The organism is Rhodococcus sp. WAY2 (assembly GCF_009859915.1).
GTDB classification, from domain to species: Bacteria; Actinomycetota; Actinomycetes; order Mycobacteriales; family Mycobacteriaceae; genus Rhodococcus_F; species Rhodococcus_F oxybenzonivorans.
On record NZ_CP046572.1, the window covers coordinates 4,848,333 to 4,867,925 of the forward strand.

The following is a 19,593-nucleotide window of genomic DNA, read 5'->3' on the forward strand; positions in this document are numbered from 1 at the left end:
CGTCGTCCAGAGTTCGGTGGAAGGATGGTCGCCATGGTTACGGCACCGTCAGGTTCGACAGGTGGCCGCATGTATGGCGGTCAGGAGGGCGATGCGCGTCGCGCCGAGCGTCGCGCGCAGCTGATCGAGGCCGGACTCGACCTACTGGGCGGGGACGACGGCGACCACACGCTGTCGGTACGCGGAGTCTGTAAGCGGGCCGGACTGGCCACTCGTTACTTCTACGAAAGCTTCACCGACCGCGACGCGCTGATCGTCGCCGTCTACGACTCTGTCGTGCAACGCATCGCCACCAGCACGTTGGAAGCTGTGTCGACGGCGGGGCCGGGCGAACGCGAGATCGTCGAAGCAGGCGTGCGCAACATCGTCCGTGCGGTCGCCGAAGATCCCCGGCACGGCCGACTCATGTTCTCGGTAGCGCAGTCGAGTGAGGTGCTGGCGCAGCGACGGCTCGACAGTTCGCGTTTGTTCGCCGGCCTGGTGACCAAGCAGACCGTCGGGTTCTACGAGGTGGCGGAGAGTCCCCGTCTCGACCTTGCCGCGCATTTCATGGTCGGGGGCCTGGCGCAGACACTGACGGCCTGGTTGAACGGCACCGTGACACTGCCCGAGGAAGACCTCGTGAACACCTGCACCGATCTGCTGCTCTCGATGGCAATCCACACCCGCTGACCCGTTAACCTCTACCTGTGCTTCTCTCCGACCGCGATCTCCGTGCCGAAGTTTCCGCTGGACGTCTGGGCATCGACCCGTTCGATCCCTCCATGGTTCAGCCTTCGAGCGTGGACGTGCGCCTCGACAGCTTGTTCCGGGTGTTCAACAACACCCGCTACACCCATATCGACCCAGCTCAGCGGCAGGATGAACTGACCACGCTGGTCGAACCGGCCGAGGGAGAGCCCTTCGTTCTGCACCCCGGCGAGTTCGTTCTCGGCTCCACGCTCGAGGTGTGTTCGCTGCCCGACGACCTTGCCGGGCGACTCGAGGGTAAGTCGTCACTCGGTCGCCTGGGTCTGCTCACACATTCGACCGCCGGGTTCATCGATCCCGGGTTCAACGGCCACATCACCTTGGAGCTGTCCAATGTGGCGAACCTGCCCATCACGCTCTGGCCGGGAATGAAGATCGGGCAGCTGTGCCTTCTGCGGTTGTCGAGCGCGGCGGAGCACCCGTACGGCAGCTCGGCCGCGGGCTCCAAGTATCAGGGGCAGCGGGGCCCGACCCCGTCCAAGGCGTACCTGAATTTCGCACGGGACTGAGCGCTCGCGGACCTCACGCCCGCGCGTTCCATTCGGCGATCACCGAGTGCACTCCGATCGAGTCGATCGTCGATCGGAGTGACCCCTCGACGGCTGTCCGGCATTCGAGATCCCGACGGCCGATGTCGGAGGCACTCGGTGACTCGGCAACGCCGATCAAAATTTCCGGAAACATGGTGCGGCTGCCCTCGATGAGCAGAGCCTCCTCGTCGACTGCTCGCACGGTAACGGGCGCACTGCCGGTGACGTTGCCGACGAGAAGCGCGAGGTAACTCGTATCGGTGTACTCGTCCCGGACGGCGATCAATCGTGCGTCGTTGTCCCCCAGTCGTATCGACTGGTCGAGTATCCATGGAGCCGAGCATGTTTCACGGTACGCGGCGCGGTCGGCTGGCCGCTCCGTGTCACTGGAGATTCGCTCAGGCAGAGTGTTCATGACCATCTCCTGCACCTCGGAAGGCCCTCTGCGGGGTCCTGAGTCCAGTCTGCCGAATGTACCCACTCCAATCATGGGTAGTGGACTACCTGTTCTCTGTGTATGGGAGCCAGACGAGGTCGTAATGAGACCGTACATTCGTTATGAATTGCAGCGGAGGGGCTGAGAACGAGGGTGTCGACAAACTAGACTTCGAGAATGAGTCAGAGGTGGCCCCTGATTCGAAGACAAGCCGAGTTCGACGCCATCACCGCGTCGCTGAAGGCCCGGTCCGAGTGTTGCGGGGTGGTCCTTACCGGCGATCCTGGCGTGGGGAAAACCACCCTCGCCCGGTTCGCGACCGAATCACTGCCCGGCGAGGTGCGCTGGGTTGCCGGGACGGAATCCGCTCGAAGCATCCCGCTCGGCGTTTTCGCTCACCTGGTGGGTGCGTCGACCTCTCGGGATCCGGTCACGCTACTTTCCACGGCACGGCAGGCCCTCATTCACGACGGCGACACCCACCAGGACATGGTGATCGGGGTAGACGACGCCCACCTGCTCGATCAGCTCTCGGCGACATTCCTGCACCAACTGGCCCTCGATCGGGTGGTCAATATCGTCGCGACCGTCCGGAGCGGTGAGACCGTGCCCGACGCGATCACGTCCCTGTGGAAGGACGGGCATCTTCTCCGGCTGGAATTGATGCCGTTCACGCGCGAGCAGAGCATCGAACTGGTCGAGTCCGTGCTGGACGGCCCGCTCGAGGGGCTGAGTGCCGACATGATCTGGGAGGCGTCGGGGGGCAACGCCCTGTTTGTCCGGCATCTCGTCGAGGGCGCGCTGGAAGCGGGGACACTCCGCCGGTCCGGCGGTGTCTGGCAGCTGCGGGGTCGCGCAGCAATCACCTCCGAGCTCGCGTCACTACTCGAAACCAGGATCGAGAAAATCCCGTCCGACGTGCTGCAAGCGCTTCAACTGCTGACCTTCTGCGAGCCGCTCGACCTCGATGTTCTGTGCGCTCTCGCCGGTGAAAACGCAGTGGAAGAGGCGGAACGACGCGGCCTAATCAGGATCGCCGAAGAACGACACCATCTCGATGTGCGCTACACCCATCCGCTCTTCGCCGAGGTGATTCGCCGACGGGTCGGTCGTGCGGCGGGACGCCGGCTACGCGGGAAGCTGGTGCAAGAGCTCGGTAATGGTGCGGTGACGGGTGCGGCGCACCGGATACGTCTCGCCGAGCTTGCACTCGACAGCGACCGATCCGTCGACCCGGCGCTGCTCGCGTCGGCGGCTGCGGATGCCATCGGGCTGGCCAATGTCCCGCTCGGTGAACGTCTGGCACGTGCAGCGTTCGAAGAAACGGGTGACTTCGGAGCGGCCGACCTCCTTGCCCGGGCATTGTTGTGGCAGGGGCACGCGGCCGAAGCCGAGGCACTGCTGCTCGCATTTTCCCCCGACTCGTTGACTCAAGCGCAGTTGGTGCGCTGGGGGACATCACGTATCGCGAACCTCTTCTGGGCACTCGGCGATTCGGAGAAAGCGGACGACGTCCTCGCAGTGCTACGCGAGCGTGTCACCAAACCGAGTCTCCTTCCGGTGGTCGAGGGAATCGGATCTGTGTGCGCGGTCTTCGAGAATCGACCGCAGGAAGCGGTGGACGCCGCGTGCACTGTTCTCGCCTCGGAGCGGCCGTGGGCGGTCGAATGGGCGTTCTTCGGCGGGGGACTGGCGCTGGCGTTGATGGGACGCGGCGACGAGGTTCCCGCGTTGGCGGCGCGGAGCGCGGCCGTTGCCGAACAGATCGACGGACTGCTGCGCTTTCCCGCCGGGCACGGCGAGATTCTGGCCTTGACCATGACCGGGCAGTTCGATAGGGCGCAGCGCCGAGCCGAACAGTATCTCGCCTTCGCGTCGAGTGGCCGATACCTGGCATGGGGGCTGGCGAATATCCTGGTCGGGACGGTCGAACTCGTTCGCGGACGGTTCACCGCCGCGGCTCAGCGCCTCGAACAGGCGATCGCAGCACTCGACGTGGGCGACACCGCTGACGCAGTGTCCTGGAGCGTCCCCGCGTACATTGCCCTGGGACAGACATACGCCGTGCTCGGCCGCATCCACGAGGGGCAGCGCGTCATCTCGGAGGCGCGAGCCCGCAGTGGCCGGCACGTGGCAGTGTTCGGGCCCCAACTCGAACTGTCTGCCGCGTGGCTCGCCGCGGCTCAGGGTGAGACTTCGCAGGCCATCGCGCTCGCACGGTCCGCCGCCGAATCAGCAGCAGCTGCGGGACAGTTCGGTGTCGAGGCGGCCGCACTGCACCTTGCCACTCGATTCGGTGACCATTCCACTGCTCCGCGACTGGCGGCCCTTGCCGAACAGTGCGACGGCGAACTCGTCCGAATCGCGGCAGCACAAGCATCCGCGTCAGCCTCCGCCGACGGACCCGGGCTGGCGGCGGCAGCGGACAGATTTCGAACGGTCGGTGCACTTCCCGATGCCGCCGACGCCTATGCGCAGGCCGCGATCGCCTTCCTCCGCGCGGACATCAAACGACTCTCGGTCGAGTGCGCCGCCACGGCGGCAGCACTGGCGGACGAATGCGACCGGATGTTGTCTCCTGCTCTCGCGGAGGCCGCACATCCACTGCCGCTCACGATTCGCGAACGTGAGATCGCATCGATGGTGGCGGCGGGATTGTCGAACCGGCACATCGCCGACCGTCTCTTCCTGTCGGTCCGGACCGTCGAGGGACACGTCTACCGCGCGTGCATCAAGCTTGGGGTCGCGGACCGTGACGAGCTCGCCCAGTTGATGAACCTCACCACACGACCAACTAAAAACGAGTAGTCGGCTACTCGTGTGCTCCCTCGCGGACCTGAGAACACTGGGGTCGGAACGGACCGTTGCCGGTGTTCGGTGTGGAGGCCGCCATGAAAGATGTCGTTGTGTTGATACCAGGGATCACTGGATCGGTTCTGGCACGAGACGGCAAGGAGGTGTGGGCGTCGACTCCAGGGGCTGCGCTGCGGGGAGTGCTCTCGCTCGGCAACAACATCAAGCGGTTGCAGCTCGACGGGGACGATCCAGAGGTCGACGATCTCGGCGACGGCGTGGTAGCGACCCGGGTGATGCCGGACTTCCATGTACTTCCGGGCTTGGATTGGAAGATCGACGGCTACACTAAGTTCCGCGTTGACCTGGTGCGCCGGTTCGGGGTGGTACCGGGCGAGAATTACTTCGAGCTTCCGTATGACTGGCGGCGTGACAATCGTGTGGCAGCCCGCAAGCTGGCGCGGCAAGCTCATGGATGGTTGACGCGCTGGCGGGAGAAGTCGGGCAATCCCGATGCACAGTTGATCCTCGTGGGTCACTCCATGGGTGGCATCGTTGCCCGCCTCTACCTCGAATTGCTCGAGGGGTGGAAGGACACCCGGACACTCATCACGTTCGGCACGCCGTACTCCGGGTCGATCAACGCGCTCGAGTTCCTCGTCAACGGATTCCGCAAAGGATGGGGCCCGTTCACTGTCGATCTCGGCAACCTCATTGGTTCCTTCACCTCCGCCTATCAGCTGCTGCCGTCCTATCGATGTCTCGAAGGCCCGAATGCGTCGTGGTCGAACCTGGACGACAATATGGACGACTGGACGGGGACCGGGCTGGACGCCGCCCGCATGAAGGACGCGGTGACGCTGCACCGGCAGCTGCGCACTCAGGTGCAGGAGCGACTCGAAGCAGACAGGGACGAGGGCTACGACATCCGTCCCATCATCGGCGACTTCCAGCGCACACACTGGGCTGCCCGGTTGATGGACGGAAAGATCGTATCGCTGCCCGTGCGCGGACCGGGCGAAAGCGGCGGCGACGGCACAGTGCCGAAGTTGTCGGCGACCCCACCCGAACTCATGAAGGGGTGGAAGAACGCCGCCTTCTTCAGCCAGAAACATGCCTCGCTGCAGAACGACGACCCGGTGCTCGACCACGTCGGCGGGGTATTGAACATTGCAGTGATCACCCCGCCGAACGTATTTCCTGCGGTGAGCGAATCGGTGTCGCTCGAAGTCGACGACGTGACGACCGCCGAACCACTGGTGATCCGTGCGCGGACCGACGACCCAGGCGCCGAACTCGTCGCACATGTCGAGCCGGCCATCGGCGGGCCGGTCCGGGAATATCGGCTCTCGACGTCAGCCGACGGTTGGCAGCAGGCAACTGTCGAGGACCTCGCAGCTCAGGACTACCGCATCACGGTCAGTGCCCCGGGAGTGCATCCCGTCACGGACCTGGTGAGCGTTGTCGACTTGGACGAGGTAGCACGGACAGCGGATATGTAGGAGCTGGAAAGCATGATTCCGCTATCGAGGCGCAGTTTCGAAGAGCTGGAAATCAGTGTCCTTGAAGCCGGGGACCACGTGTGGCTCTCGGCGAGATCCCCGCAGGGTTCGGTATTCGCGGTGAAACGACCCCTGCCCGAGTGGAAGCTACCCCGCGATGTCACCGGCAGGCCGGTGGACGAACCAGGTGAATGGCTCACCGATGCTGTCCGGCACGCTCGCCCGGACGCCGGCCCCGAAGCGCTCGAGGTGGGGAAGGTGCTGACGGACCTGGTGTTCGGTGTGCCGGAGATCGTCACGCTTCTGCAGCAGACACGTGGCACGGCAGGGACCGCGGGGTACCAGTTGCTCATTCGGATACTGGCGGCGCCGAACCGGATCGCCGCATGGCCGTGGGAGTTGTTACTGGACCCCCAGCGCCCTGAACGGTTTCTGTCCATGGCGCGGGATGTCCACGTGGTGCGGTCGGGACGATCGCGCACCTACCCGATCCGGCAAGCGCCGATCGATCCACCACTCAATCTGTTGCTGGTCATGTCGAGTCCGCTTCGATCGGGCCCGGACGAGTCCGAGGCACCGTTCGACCTCTATGCTGAAAAGCGCAGTTTGCTGACGGAGTTGCAGCCGATGGTCGATCGAGGCCTGTTGCGTGTGGTGGTGGAGGATCGCCCCTCGGTCGAGCGTCTGCGCACTCGTATGGGGATGCAACGCCGCGGCTTTCATCTGTTCCACTACCTCGGGCATGCCAATCCTTACGGACTCAAGCTGGAACGCCGAAACGGTCGTGGAACACTTCTGCCGAGCCAAGAATTCGCCCTTTTGCTACAACAGCTTCCGGATCTCCGACTCGCTGTTTTCGCGGGATGTGAGACGGCACGCGCGCCGGGTGTCTCGGCGGCGGACGAAACGTGGCCGGGCCAGCTGTCTTCGGCGGACTACTGCGTGCGGGACGCGTGTCCGATGGTAATCGGCATGCAAGCCGTGCTGCCCTTCGGGACCGAGCGACTCTTCACCCGCTTCTTCTATCAGGGACTTACCGCCGGGCAATCCGTCGCCGAGGCACTGCGTTTGGCGCGTCTCGCGATCAACGGCGACGAGAACAGCGGTGACCCTCTGCTGAACTGGGCCGTGCCCTGCCTATTCGTCGGCGGAAGCGATCCCGGTGCGGTCCTCGACCCAGACGCGAAGGCTCGGCCGCGGCCCGCACAGCGCAAGGTCAGTCGCCACCTGGGCGTACGTCAAGGTGAACTGCGCTTCATCTCCCGGCTCACCGAGTTGCGTGAGGCCGTGGACGTGTTGTCCGGGAACACTTCGGCGCGGCTTCTGCAGGTGGTCGGCATGCCGGCGACTGGGAAGACCTCACTTCTCGACCGGGTACTCGAGGAACTCGATCCGGACATCGCGCAGCTCTTCATCAGCGCCAAGCGTCTGCTCGCGGAACCCGACCCGGTCCGCGAACTGGCCTGCCTCGTCAAGGAACTGATCGACGGCAAAGGGCTTCGAGCGGTGTCGGCGGGTAGGTTCAGCGCCGACGACTGGTGGGAACGGTTGATCGGGGACCTCGGGGCCGTGCCGGCCGCGATCGTGATCGACGATGCGGACGTGCTCGCAGGCGATTCCGCCGGCGCATCTGACCTCTTGAACGCACTCGTCACCCTCACCGGACGACGCGGCCGCGCACGGTTGGCGGTGGCCAGCACAAGCGATCTCGATCAACTGACGCAGTCGCTGCGACCGTCCGAAGTGCGCACGATTCGCCTCGAGGCACTCTCCTGGCCCGAGGTGTGGCAATGGATCCGCCGCAATCTGCCGACACTCACTCGCTTCTCCGAGACGGAACTGTCGAAACTGTACGGCCAACTGCGCCACCTCGAACTGTGGGAACAACTGGCCGATCTGGTTGGCCAGAGCAATTCGTTCGATGCGGACGATCTGCCGGTCCTCGTCAAGCAAGTCGCGGTTCCACCCGGGAAGGTTCCTACGGCAGCGGCGATCGGCAGCGACTTCTTCGGGACGTCGACCGAACTCGAATCCGACGTAGAACGACTGTCACCCGCGAGTCCGGTGATGCGCCCATTGCAGCTGGCGGTCGCCGGGCCGTTCACTGCCCGGCGCCGTCAGGAGGTCGCCGTCGCGCTCACCCAGTGTGCCATCAACCAGGGGGTACCCGGGCGGGTCGTCGCCGGTGAAACAGGAGTCGATGAATCTGCTCTTGCCGAACTGCTGTCACACGAATTGGCGTTTACGAACGGCGAGCCGTCGGAGCGCGAAGTCTGTCTGTGGTTGGAAGAGGCGGGGCGAGCGGGAGCCGACATCATCGTCCTCGACTACGGGAACGCGGAGCCGACCGACACCCAGAACACGATCATCGCCGATCTGGTCAGAGAGGGTCGACTGGTGATCGCATCAGGTGATCACTCGGACGAACCCAGCTTCCCTGCGTGGAGCACCGACGCACTTGCGGTCGGTGCGGTCGAGGATGACGGCTCCCTCACCCACGAGACGCCGTACTTCTCCCGAGAGGGCAAGCCGGACATCTACGCGCCGAGAACCATCTCCGGGACCACCTGCGAAGAGATTGTCGATGAACCGGAAATGGAGGGGACGACCTTCGCCGCGCTGTACGTGGCTGCCGCTGCCATGCTGGTGTGGGCCACCGACCGGAATCTGACGGCCTCCGAGGTCTGTGCGCTGCTGCTGGACACGGCAGTCCCGATACCGGCGGGGCGTGGTGAGTCCGCAAAGCGGCTGGACATGGAAGCTGCACTGGATCGAGCCCGCCGCAGGCTCATCGTCGGCGCGCTGGGGTCGGAGGCGCTCGAACTCGGGCAACTACTCGCCGAAACGCCGATCCGCCCAGAATTGGCGGTACCGATCCTCGACGCCCTCGTGGCCGAGGGCGGTGCCGTCCGCAAGGTGGTCCGCAACGGTGTCGAGCAGTTCGAGCGTAGCGATTCCGCGGTGACGCCGAAATATGAGTAGCGGACCACTCATGACTGCAGTGCCGCACGGGACAAGGCTGGTAGCAACCGCCCAGTACTACCCGAGGAAGAATGATGACCACCGTCAACAGTATGGGAAGACCTCGAGTTCGACTCGATTCGCCCGCAAAGACATTCGCGACCGAGAAACAGCGGCAGGCCGAAGCGGCCGAGCGCCGCGCACGGGAGAGGGCCGCGCAGAGACGCGATCATGTGGACGCGCTTGCCGGTCGCGGTGGAATCGCGGCCGTCGAGACTCCCGAACGAATCGCCAAACGCCTGGATCGGCTCACCCGCTATTACACAGGCGAGGACGTACCGCAGGCGACCCCCACCGCAGCGTCGGGTGTCCTCGTGGAAGAGGCGCTCGACCGGGTGAGCGAGTGGGTGGATAGTGACGCCTCGGCCGATCAGGTGCTGGAAAAAATCATCAACACCTCCGATTTCGTGGGAGTGCGCTATCTCGATGCCGGGGTGGCAGCGGCACGGTCGATCGGGAGGGTGAACATCCGCGATTCCCGGGGAAACCTGCAGGGCTACGGCACCGGCTTTCTCGTTTCGCCGACCTTGCTTCTGACGAATCACCATGTGCTGCCGAGCGCCGAAACAGCACGCAGCAGCGTAATCGAGTTCGATTATCAGGACGGTATCGACGGCAACCCGCTTCCGGTGCAGGTCTTCCCGCTGGATCCGGGCCGGTTCTTCCTCGCCGATCGGGAGCGCGACTTCGCCTTGGTGGCGGTTCGGGCACCTGCGCCGGTTCTCGCCCAGTTCGGATTCAACCGGCTGTTCGCAGCTGAGGGCAAGGCCGTCATCGGAGAGTTCGTAACCATCGTGCAGCATCCGCGCGGAGACAAGAAGCAAATTGCCTTGCGGGAGAATCGCATCGTCGATATTCCCGAACGATTCCTGCACTATTCGGCGGACACCGAACCGGGCTCCTCAGGCTCGCCGGTGTTCAACGACCAGTGGGAGGTAGTTGCGCTCCACCACGCGAGCGTACGAGCACCGCAGCACACCGAGTTCGGTGGGATCCTCAACGAGGGGGTGCGGATCAGCCGCATCATGAAGTTCGTCGCCGACCAGGACATGCCGCGGAACTGGCGCGCTCTCGTCGACGAGATCGTCAGCGCGGAGCAGGAATTAGCGACACCCTCTTCATCGCCCCGGCAAGACGTGGTGCCCAGGGAGGAAATCACCGTGCGCGTTCCGTTGGAGATTACTGTCCGCCTCGGTTCCGCCGAACCTCGCAGGGCCGCCGGCGGTGAGCCTGTTGACTCCGAAGCAATTTCGATCGACCCCGACTACAGCAACCGTCGTGGTTACGACCCGGGGTTTTTACGAGTTCATCTACCCTTGCCGGTGCCCGGCCCGCACGTCGCTTCGATTGCGTCCGAAGAGCTCCGCTACCACCACTTCAGCGTAGTCATGCACACAGAGCGGGCTCTTGCGCTGTTCACGGCTGTGAACATCGACGGCCGGCAGTCGCAGAATCCGAAGCGGGACCGTGACCGCTGGATTCTCGACCCTCGGCTCCCGGCACGCCAACAAACCGGTGAGCGTGTGTACGAGGACAACCCGCTCGACCGTGGGCACCTCGTGCGCCGACTGGACCCTGCCTGGGGCCCGAATGCGAAGACGGCAAACGACGATACGTTCCACTTCACGAACTGCACTCCGCAGCACCACGACTTCAACGCGGGCAGGACGCTGTGGCTCGGACTCGAAGATTACGTGCTGAAGAACGCCGACAACGCCGATCTTGCCGTGAGCGTCCTGACGGGTCCGGTGCTCGCCGCCGACGATCCCCGCTACCGTGGGGTGGCGCTGCCGCGTCAGTTCTGGAAGACCGTGGCGATGGCCAAGCGAGACGGCGGCCTCTCGGTTACCGGCTACCTGCTCACTCAGGCGGCACTGCTCGACGAGTTCACGGAAGGGGAGGAGTCGTTCTCCTACGGCGCGTATCGCACGTTTCAGGTTCCGGTCCGGAGGATCACCCAGTTGACCGGGCTCGACCTCGATGCCTACGTGGCGGCTGATCCACTCGAACAGGTCGAGGGCACCACTCTGCCCCGTGAATTGATCCGCCTCCAGGACCTCATCCTCTGACGTCGATGACAACTGGCTCGAGAATCGAGTACCGGACTACTCACGACGAACCCACACGGCAGGGGAGAGGATCGAACTATTCAGCGCAGTGGGGTGATTGGTCCGACATGGAGCACCCCGGCGTTGTCGCGGACCGCAGTTCCATCTCACTGGTGAGGAAATCATGAATCGCTACCATCCGTTGGCCCCCGGAACCTACACCGGCGTGAGCAGCGGCTACCGAACCCCGGACCGGCCGGATCATCGCGGTGTCGATATCGCCGCGAACAACGGCACGCCCATCTATGCACCGACAGACGGCACCATCGCCCATGTGGGAATCGACGACGACCCTCAGGGCTACGGCTCCTGGCTGGTGATCGACTCCCAGAATCAATGGGGTTTGGATTTCACGTTCGGCCACACGCCGCCATCGTCGTTCATCAACCCACACACTGGGGAACAGTGGAAGTTCGGCGATCCAGTGCACGCGGGTGAGCAGATAGCCGTGGTCGGCTCGGAGGGTGGTTCGAGCGGCCCTCATCTGCATTTCGAGACATTCGGTGCGCCAGGCCGCTTCGGCGGACCCGATCTGGATCCCGACTCGACATGGCTGAAGGAAGCCAAAGATCCGCGTCAGGCGCCGAAGGACAACGGACACACCTCATTGGTAGGCAAGCTCCTGGTCGACTTCTCCGCTGGTGTTCCCACAGCTGCTCAGATCCAGTCGGGCGGATTCGCCGGTGCCATTCGGTACATCTCCGACCCGAGGGCGGGATGGATGCTCGGCAAACCGCTGCGGAGGGAGGAGGCCGACGCCCTGCGCGCACGCGGTATGGTCGTCGTCTCCAACTTCCAATTCGGCAAATCCGACTGGCTCGGCGGAGCGGAGCAGGGTCGACGGGATGCCGAGCGGGGGATACAGATTCACCGTGAGGCCGGTGGCCCCGAGACGGCGGCAATCTATGTGTCGGTGGATGCGTCGCCCAGCGAGGAACAGTGGAATACGCTGGTTCGCCCTTACCTGCTCGCGTGGCAGGAGCGGCTCGGCAAGACCAGGATGGGTGTCTACTGCAACTACCCGACCATCGAGTGGGCGCTCCGCGACGGCATCGGCACCTATTTCTGGATGCACAATTGGGGCAGCAACGGTCGCGTCCACCCCGCGGCGCACCTGCACCAATTCGAGATCGACAAGCAGAAGGTGGGAGGCGTCGGCATCGACCGGAACCGTATCCTCAAAGAGCAATTCGGCCAGTGGGACGGTGTCGCCGCAGACGTTCCGACCCCGGTCGTCGAACCAGCGCAACCGCAGCCGGTCACGTCGCCCACTGGATACCCGATCACGTGGTACGGAGGCCCAGGGTACGACACCGGTCACGGCGCATATCTGCGGATCTATCTGCACACCACCGAGAACCAGGACTGGGTGGCCCGCGCCGAGAATGTTGCCAACTACCAGGCCGGAGCGCAGAACGGCAGCTACCACTACCTGATCGACGACCACCACATCATCAACACCGTCAGCACCAAGAACACCGCTTGGGGCGTGCTCAGCGACAACCGTGTCAGCGTCCAGATCGCGATGGTGGGCACTTCGGGAAGCACTGAAACCTGGAGTGGCGGCAATCCGAACCGCGAGGAACGCCCCAAGTCGCGCGAGCAGTGGCTCGCCCACACGAAGATGCTCGACATGGTGGCATTCGTCATCGCCAAGGTCGCCACGGAGTACGACATTCCGATCGAGCGCGTCGACATCGGCGGGGTGGGCCACAACCGCAAGGGAGTGAGCAGCCACAACAACTACACGTACGGTTCGCGCGTTCTCAAAGGTTTCAAGGATGGAACGCACTGGGACGTCCCCGACACCTTTCCCTATGACGTCGTGCTGACCGCGGCGAAGCGGTACGGGGGACTCCCCGAAGATCCCGATCGCTTTCCGCTACCGCCCGGCCACTACTGGGGGCCGCTGGACGGGCCCACCGAGTCGTGGTCGAACACCTTCGGCAACGAACCGCAGTCCTCGAAAGACGGCCTGAAGCGCTGGCAGCAGACCATCGGTATTCCCGGCACGAGCATTTTCGACAAGGCCACCAAAGATGTGGCGACTCGAATGCAGCAGCTGTGGGGATGGCCGGTCACCGGGAACGTCTATGAGGGTGAATGGAACGAAGTCATCCATAACGGGTGGCGATTGCCGGCACCGGAACCACCCCGGCCGGCGGTTCCGATCGAGGCAGGGCCCAAGGTTCACCACTCCAAGAAGATCAAGGAGGTGACGGGTCCCGGGTTGACCGACAGGTTCGGCATGGCCGCAACCGATCTCGGCGTGATGGCACGGACCCCGTCGGGACGACTACTGGCAATATTCGGCGACACCTTCCGTGGACCCCGAGTAGGTGACGGTGACTGGCGTTCGCCGGTAGCGCTGTTCTCCGACACCAAGAAGCTCGACGAGGGAATCGTGTGGAGTGAGGCCGCCGGCGGCGATCCCCGATATGCGCGACAGCTCTGGGACTACCAACACGACAATCCGTTCTTCTCGACAGTTCTCCCGTCCGACGTCGTCACCATCGGTGACACGATGTACCTGCATGCCATGGTCAACAAGGGCCTCGGCAACGTCGTCTGGACCGAAATCTGGAAGTCGACCGACGACGGACACACGTGGCAGCACACCGGGGCGAAATTCGATGCGGGGATCCACCGCGGACTTGCCCAGCTCTGGACGTGGGATGCTCCCGGGGACGGATGGGTCTACGTGTTCTCCACCGGCTTCCAGCGCGACAAACCGCTGATCCTCCGGCGTGTGCGCGAGGACAGGATCACCGACCGGAATGCGTACGAGGGGTGGGGTTGGAAGGACGGCGCGTGGCGCTGGGGCAACGAGCCGACCCCGGTGCTGGAGAGAGCGCACTCAGCCGCCAAGTTCGGTGAAATGTGTCTGCGGGCAATCCAGGGTAAGTGGGTACTCGTCACGTTCGACAGCTCCGACGCGGGCGGCTACGACATCGACGTGCGTGTGTTCTCCAAGATCACCGACAACCTCTACGAGGCACACAAGAGCACAGCCTTGCGCGGGGTCGGCTGGGGACAGGAGGGAGACGATGCGGTGGCCCAACTCTACGGTCCGTCGATCGTCCCCGGATCGAAGTTGGACGGCGGGTTCCATATCTTCGTGAGTCAGTGGAAGACGGAGGGCCCCGACAAGGGATGGCCGTACAGGGTGCTGCAGTTCAAGATCCCCGTGTCGAGCCCCGGGTTCCGTGACGACGGGGGCGTCAACCCTCACGACGGCCGGTAGCGCGTTGCCTCCCGATCTGCGGATCGGGAGGCAACCCACCTCCTTCCCCCGCGCTTCTGCCGCACCTAGACTGTGTTTCATGGTCCTGACGTGGCCATCCATCCCGCGGGGGCCCGAGATCAGCGCCCTCGCGCGGGAATCGACGCGCGGTATCGTCATCGTCGGCGCGGTTGGGGTGGGAAAAACCAGCTTGGCGCAGAAGATCGTGTGCGAGCGTGACTGCGAGGCAGTCTGGGTCGTCGGGGCGGACTCGTTGCGCGGCGTCCCGCTGGGCGCATTCGCTTCGGTGGTAAATATCGGTGCGGCACCGGATCCCGACACCGCACTCACGAGCGCTGTGATCGCACTCCGGGGATGCACGGCAACCCTTGTCGTCGACGATGCGGACCGGCTCGATCCGCTGTCCACCACTCTGCTCCGATGTCTGATCGACGATGGGAGTGTTCGACTCGTCGTGACGCTCGGCGGCCGTGGATCACGCCCGAGTACCGCGCTTCTCCCCGACGCCGTCCTGCATCGAGTCGAACTCGACGCGTTCACTTGTGACGAAGCGGTGCGGGTGATCGAAACTGCTCTCGGCGGGCCGATGGACGACGTCGGCGCGCAATGGTTGTGGAATATGTCGGAGGGGAACCCGCTCTACCTACGGCATCTCGTCGAAGGGTCATGGAAGTCCGGCCTGTTCGAGCGATCCGACGGCGTGTGGAGGTTGCGATCGCGGCCCGTTGTCAGCACGGAGTTGGCATCGCTGCTCGGGTCGCGGTTGCGGAACGTGCCTCCCGACGTGCTCGACGCGCTTCAGCTGGTGGCTCTGGAAGAGGGCATCCACGTCGACGTCCTCCAGCGCGCCACGTCACCTGACGCCGTCGCTGCCGCACATTGCAGCGGACTTCTGCGGTTTCGCTCCGAGGGCCTGGGCTGCGCCGCGACACTCAGCCATCCGATCCTGGGGGAAGTGCTGCGTGAGCAGACGGGCGTGCTGGCCGCCCGCGTACTGCGAGGACGGATTGTTCGCGCCCACCTTGCAAGTGATTCGCCGGGCGATACGTTGCGGCTGGCGACGCTCGCGCTCGACAGTGACGCCGAGATCGATGTCGCTCGAACGGTCGAGGCGGCCGAATCCGCGCTCGACCTGTGTGAGTATGCGCTCGCCGAGCGCCTCGCCCAGGCGGCCCTGTCCCGAGGAGGCGGAATCAGAGCGGCCATGGTCGCGGCACGGGCGATGACGTGGCAAGGACGGGTGAACGATGCCGACACGCTGCTCGCGGCCGTTGATCCTGCGGAGATGTCCGAGGCGGAATCGCTCACCTGGGGGATGTGGCGTGCCACGGCCTTGTTTTTCGCGGACCGTGAGGCCGCCGCGCGGGAGAAGCTGGCCGACATGCGTGCTCGCGTGACGGACCGCCACGGACGGGACGTCGTCACATCCGTGGAGTTGACCTTCGACTTCTTCGCCAAGGACGTGCCGCGATCGCTCGAATTGACTCGCGACCTATTCGGGCCCGGAGAAGGGACGCCGCCGGCTTTGGCGCTCGCAGCGTCCATCGGTGGCGCAGCGCTGGCGCGAGCGGGTAGCACAGATCAGGTCCGAGGTGTCACCACGCGTGGTGCGGAGGCGGCAAAAGAGGTGGGATTCATGCTCGGGCACATGCAGATCGGTGTTGCCGAGGTCTTCGCCGCCACCGTATCGGGACAGCTCGACACCCTCGATTCGGTGCTCGAACGCTACGTGCCCACCCACCAAGGCAGAGCAAACTGGGTGGTCGACATGTACATTCGCGGGCTTGCTCATCTCGCAGTGGGTCGTGCGGCCGACGCAGAGGATCAGTTCCGGCGCGGTCGGGCCGCGGCGTTGGACGGGGGACCCCCGATCTGGCTGACGTTGAGTGTAATCGGACTGTGTCAAGCTCTGGGCATGCAGGAGCGGACCGATGATGCCACCGAAGCGCTTGCTGCTGCGGAGTCGTCGTTCGGTGCCCACATGGCGTCGTTCGAACCCGATCTGTTGCTCGCACGCGCCTGGATGCTGGCGGCGCGTGGCGAGCATCGTGAGGCAATCGCGGCCGCACGCAAGGCTGCGAGGCGGGCTCACGCCGGGTCGATGTTCGGTGTCGAGACGGTGGCGTTGCATACCTCGGTCCGATTCGGAGACCGATCCGCCACGGGCCGACTGCGGGCACTGACCCATTCGGTGGACGGTCCCTTGGTGCGCGTGGCTGCTGCTCAGGCACACAGCTTCGGTGTGCGGGACGGTCACGGATTAGACCGCGTCGCAACGGAGTTCGAAAGGATGCACGCCTACCTACTCGCAGCTGATGCGGCCGCGCAGGCTGCAATCGTGCATCGGCGGCATGGTGACGATGCCAGTCGGCAGTTGTCGACGGCAGCAGCCCGTAGACTCGCCGGCCTGTGCCCCGGTGCGAAGACACCCGCGTTACGTGCACTTGATAGTCCTTCGTGGCTGACACCTCGCGAAGTCGGCATCGCCGCGCTCGTCGTCATCGGTATGACCAATCGGGAGATCGCTCAACGTTTGACGTTGTCGGTACGCACCGTCGAAGGTCACGTGTATCGGATGTCCACAAAACTCGGCGTCGACAATCGGAAATCGCTGGTGAACAGACTCATGATCGGTCCCGATGCCTAGGGGCAGGTCCCCATCGCGACAGTCTCGGCCATCTCTTCTCGATCGCGCACATCGAGTTTCATCAGCACGTGGTAGACGTGTCCTTCGACTGTACGTGCAGATACACCCAGTCGTTGAGCGATTTCCTTGTTCGTGAGCTCGCCGGCCGCAAGTGCAGCGACGGCCCTTTCACGGGGTGTCAGCGGTAGCGGGGCCGCCGAGGTGAATATCGCGGGGGTCCAGGCGTCGTCACACTTCTGCGCCAGTGCGTAGGCCCGCGTGGAGGAGCGGAGTTCGTCACGGCGATTACCGGCATGGTGGTAAACCTCCGCAGCGTGGGCGTAGGCGTCCGCAGCCAGAAGATAGGCACCCAGGGATTCGAAGTCCCCTGCAGCAGAGAGCAATCCATCACCGTCGGAGTCGGCGAGTGCGGACGCGTGGTCCACCATCGGGCCGATCAACAGCCCGTCGACGGCAGTCGAGAGTGCGTGCAGCTGAACGGCCGAAGCGCTGTCCCCGAACCGGACGGCCGTATGCGCTGCCTCCGCGGCAACGGCGAGAAGACCCGCCTCCTCCGCTTCGGCGGCAGCACGACGTGCCAAGCCGATCGCGCGGCCGAGGTTACCGGAAGCGGCCGAGATCCAGGCTCGCGAGATCTCAACGTCGGATCGGTAGAGATGTCGGTGTTCGCCCAAGGACGTCTCGGCCTGCTCGAACGCGCACACCGCCTCCGGGGTCCGTCCCGTGACAGTAAGGACCCGGGTCAGGAGAAGGTTGGTGACGACGCGTCGCTCGGGACTGGATGTGTGAAGGACCGCTGCGGCCTCCGTCAATCTCTTGTGTGCGTCACCGATTCGCCCCCGGGCCAAGTCGAGTTTCCCGACCAGCGCGTTGATGCCGAACCAAGCGGCGTCGTGGTGTCGCGCCAGCTCGAGGCAGCGGGCGGCAACCAGTTCTGCCTCAGCGAATCGACCTGTGTAGATGAGAGCCGTGATATGACCATGGCCGATGGAGAACCGCAGCACAGCTGTGTCGGGTTGAGTGAGGGGGAGCGATTCATCGGCCAGGGAGGCCGCCTCGTCTCCGTGTCCCATCATCGCGAGACCCATGCAGCTCGCGCTCGCCGCCCACATTTTCGCGGCTGACGGAGCGTTCGGAGAGTGGCGAACCCGAGCTGCGGCCTCCGTTGCTGAGACGACCCGGCCGGCCGAGACGTCGATGGCCGCGCGCGCCGCCTCCACACAGTGGCGTCCTGCTGGACTGGCGACATGTGCGTAGGCAGTTCTCAGGATCCTGTATGCGCTGGGGAGCGCGTCGAGGTTCCAGAACAGGTTTCCCGCCCTCAGCACTGCCCACCGGGTGTAGTCGGATTCCGGCCTGTTCACCGGATCGAGTGAGGCCAGCATTTGTTCCGCCTCGCCGCCTCGGTCCGTCCACGCCAGTGCGCCTGCGCGAAGGAGTTGAGCCCGGAAGCCGGCGCCCTCGGCCGAGGCTGCGCGCGCGAGTTCTTCTGCGCTCGCGAAGGAGCAGAGCGCAGTCGCGTCCGCGGCAGCCGCGGTGAGCGACTGCGGACTTCGATGATGGTCGGTACCGATGGAGAGTTCAGCAGCCCGAATGCGTGTGAGCGGTTCCCTGGCGTCCGCGCCGAGTAGGGCTGCGAGTTCCCCACGGATGCGGCGACCCTCCGCACCATCCACCTGCTGCCGCACAAGCTCCCCGAGGAAGGGGTGCGCCAGTCGCGCCACAACAATCCCGCCCTCTGTGCCGAAACGGACCAATCCGGTGCATTCGACCGCCAGCATCGAATCTGTGCTGGTCAGCGTCTCGAGAACTGCCACGTCGAGAGGTTCACCGAAGGCTACTACCGCCAGAGCTCGCTTGGCGGCCGCCGGTGCTGCTGCACACCGGTGACGCAGATGCAGTGCACATTCCTCGGTGATGGTGGGCTCGCCGCGCAGCTGCCAGATACCGTTGCAGCAGATCAGCCTGCCGTCGGCCAACGAACCCTCCACCAGGTGACGGAGAAAGCGGGGATTTCCCTGCGATGCGTCCGCGATCCGCGCCGAAGTCTTGCTGTCCACAGGGCCGCCGAGTGTGGCGATCAGGACGGTGTCGATCTCGTTACGGCCGAAGCAATCGAGGGTGACTCGGGAGAATCCGCGGTCCTTCCAGAGTGCCGAAATTGCCTCGGGGACCGGAACTCCCGTCTGGAGCGCGACTACCAGTGAGAGGGTGTGAGTGGTGGCGATCTGGTTCAGAATGGCGGCCGAGAGCGGGTCGAGCAGGTGGGCATCATCCACCACGATGGTCCCGTCCCTATTTTCATCTGTGACCGTCCGGCAGATTTTCGACAAGGTCACTGCCACATCCCAGGGGTCGGGGCTGTCGATCACGCGAGCGAAGGCCCCGAACGGAGTGCTACTCGTAGCCGCGTTGCCGGCCAGCCAGGTTGTCGGTCCAACACGAGACGTTAGAAATCCCGACAAAAGTGTCGTCTTTCCCGCGCCCGAGACACCGTCGACGATCACTCCCCGGGGGCCGGTGGCGCAGCCTATGGCCTCGGCGATCGCTTGTGCCTCCGCG

At 64.6% G+C, this 19,593-nt stretch carries 10 protein-coding genes; 8 read left to right on the forward strand and 2 right to left on the reverse strand.

The window, feature by feature from the left end:
* Positions 1–24: 24 nt before the first annotated feature.
* Both GFS60_RS22000 and dcd read left to right on the forward strand, forming a co-directional pair.
* Positions 25–672, forward strand: coding sequence for a TetR/AcrR family transcriptional regulator (locus GFS60_RS22000; RefSeq protein WP_159924574.1), 648 nt, complete (start codon positions 25–27; stop codon positions 670–672).
* Between the two features lie 17 nt (positions 673–689).
* Positions 690–1,259, forward strand: a complete 570-nt coding sequence (gene dcd, locus GFS60_RS22005) for a dCTP deaminase (protein WP_159924576.1) — start codon at positions 690–692, stop codon at positions 1,257–1,259.
* A 13-nt stretch (positions 1,260–1,272) separates the two neighbouring features.
* Here the strand turns inward: dcd and GFS60_RS22010 are convergent, their stop codons facing one another.
* Positions 1,273–1,695, reverse strand: a complete 423-nt coding sequence (locus GFS60_RS22010) for a hypothetical protein (RefSeq protein WP_159924578.1) — start codon at positions 1,693–1,695, stop codon at positions 1,273–1,275.
* A 198-nt stretch (positions 1,696–1,893) separates the two neighbouring features.
* On the opposite strand from GFS60_RS22010, the gene GFS60_RS22015 reads away from it, so the two are divergent.
* The 6 genes from GFS60_RS22015 (at position 1,894) to GFS60_RS22040 (ending at position 17,031) form a co-directional block, all read left to right on the forward strand.
* The gene (locus GFS60_RS22015; protein WP_159924580.1) at positions 1,894–4,524 is read left to right on the forward strand and encodes a helix-turn-helix transcriptional regulator; all 2,631 of its coding nucleotides are present in this window, start codon (positions 1,894–1,896) and stop codon (positions 4,522–4,524) included.
* 83 nt (positions 4,525–4,607) lie between these two features.
* Entirely contained in the window at positions 4,608–6,011 is a 1,404-nt protein-coding gene (locus GFS60_RS22020) for a lipase/acyltransferase domain-containing protein (RefSeq protein ID WP_159924582.1), read from the forward strand.
* Positions 6,012–6,023: 12 nt separating this feature from the next.
* Positions 6,024–8,993 carry a CHAT domain-containing protein gene (locus tag GFS60_RS22025; RefSeq protein WP_159924584.1) on the forward strand — a complete coding sequence of 990 codons (2,970 nt, stop codon included), beginning with the start codon at positions 6,024–6,026 and terminating at the stop codon, positions 8,991–8,993.
* A 74-nt stretch (positions 8,994–9,067) separates the two neighbouring features.
* A complete protein-coding gene (locus GFS60_RS22030; RefSeq protein ID WP_159924586.1) occupies positions 9,068–11,101 on the forward strand; it encodes a DNA/RNA non-specific endonuclease in 2,034 nt (677 codons plus the stop codon).
* Positions 11,102–11,264: 163 nt separating this feature from the next.
* Entirely contained in the window at positions 11,265–14,384 is a 3,120-nt protein-coding gene (locus tag GFS60_RS22035) for a DUF4185 domain-containing protein (protein WP_159924588.1), read from the forward strand.
* Positions 14,385–14,463: 79 nt separating this feature from the next.
* The gene (locus GFS60_RS22040; protein WP_159924590.1) at positions 14,464–17,031 is read left to right on the forward strand and encodes a LuxR C-terminal-related transcriptional regulator; all 2,568 of its coding nucleotides are present in this window, start codon (positions 14,464–14,466) and stop codon (positions 17,029–17,031) included.
* Here GFS60_RS22040 and GFS60_RS22045 read toward each other — a convergent pair.
* Positions 17,028–19,310, reverse strand: coding sequence for a LuxR C-terminal-related transcriptional regulator (locus tag GFS60_RS22045; protein ID WP_159924592.1), 2,283 nt, complete (start codon positions 19,308–19,310; stop codon positions 17,028–17,030). The two genes, GFS60_RS22040 and GFS60_RS22045, sit on opposite strands and share 4 nt — an antisense overlap.
* Between the last annotated feature and the right edge of the window lie 283 nt (positions 19,311–19,593).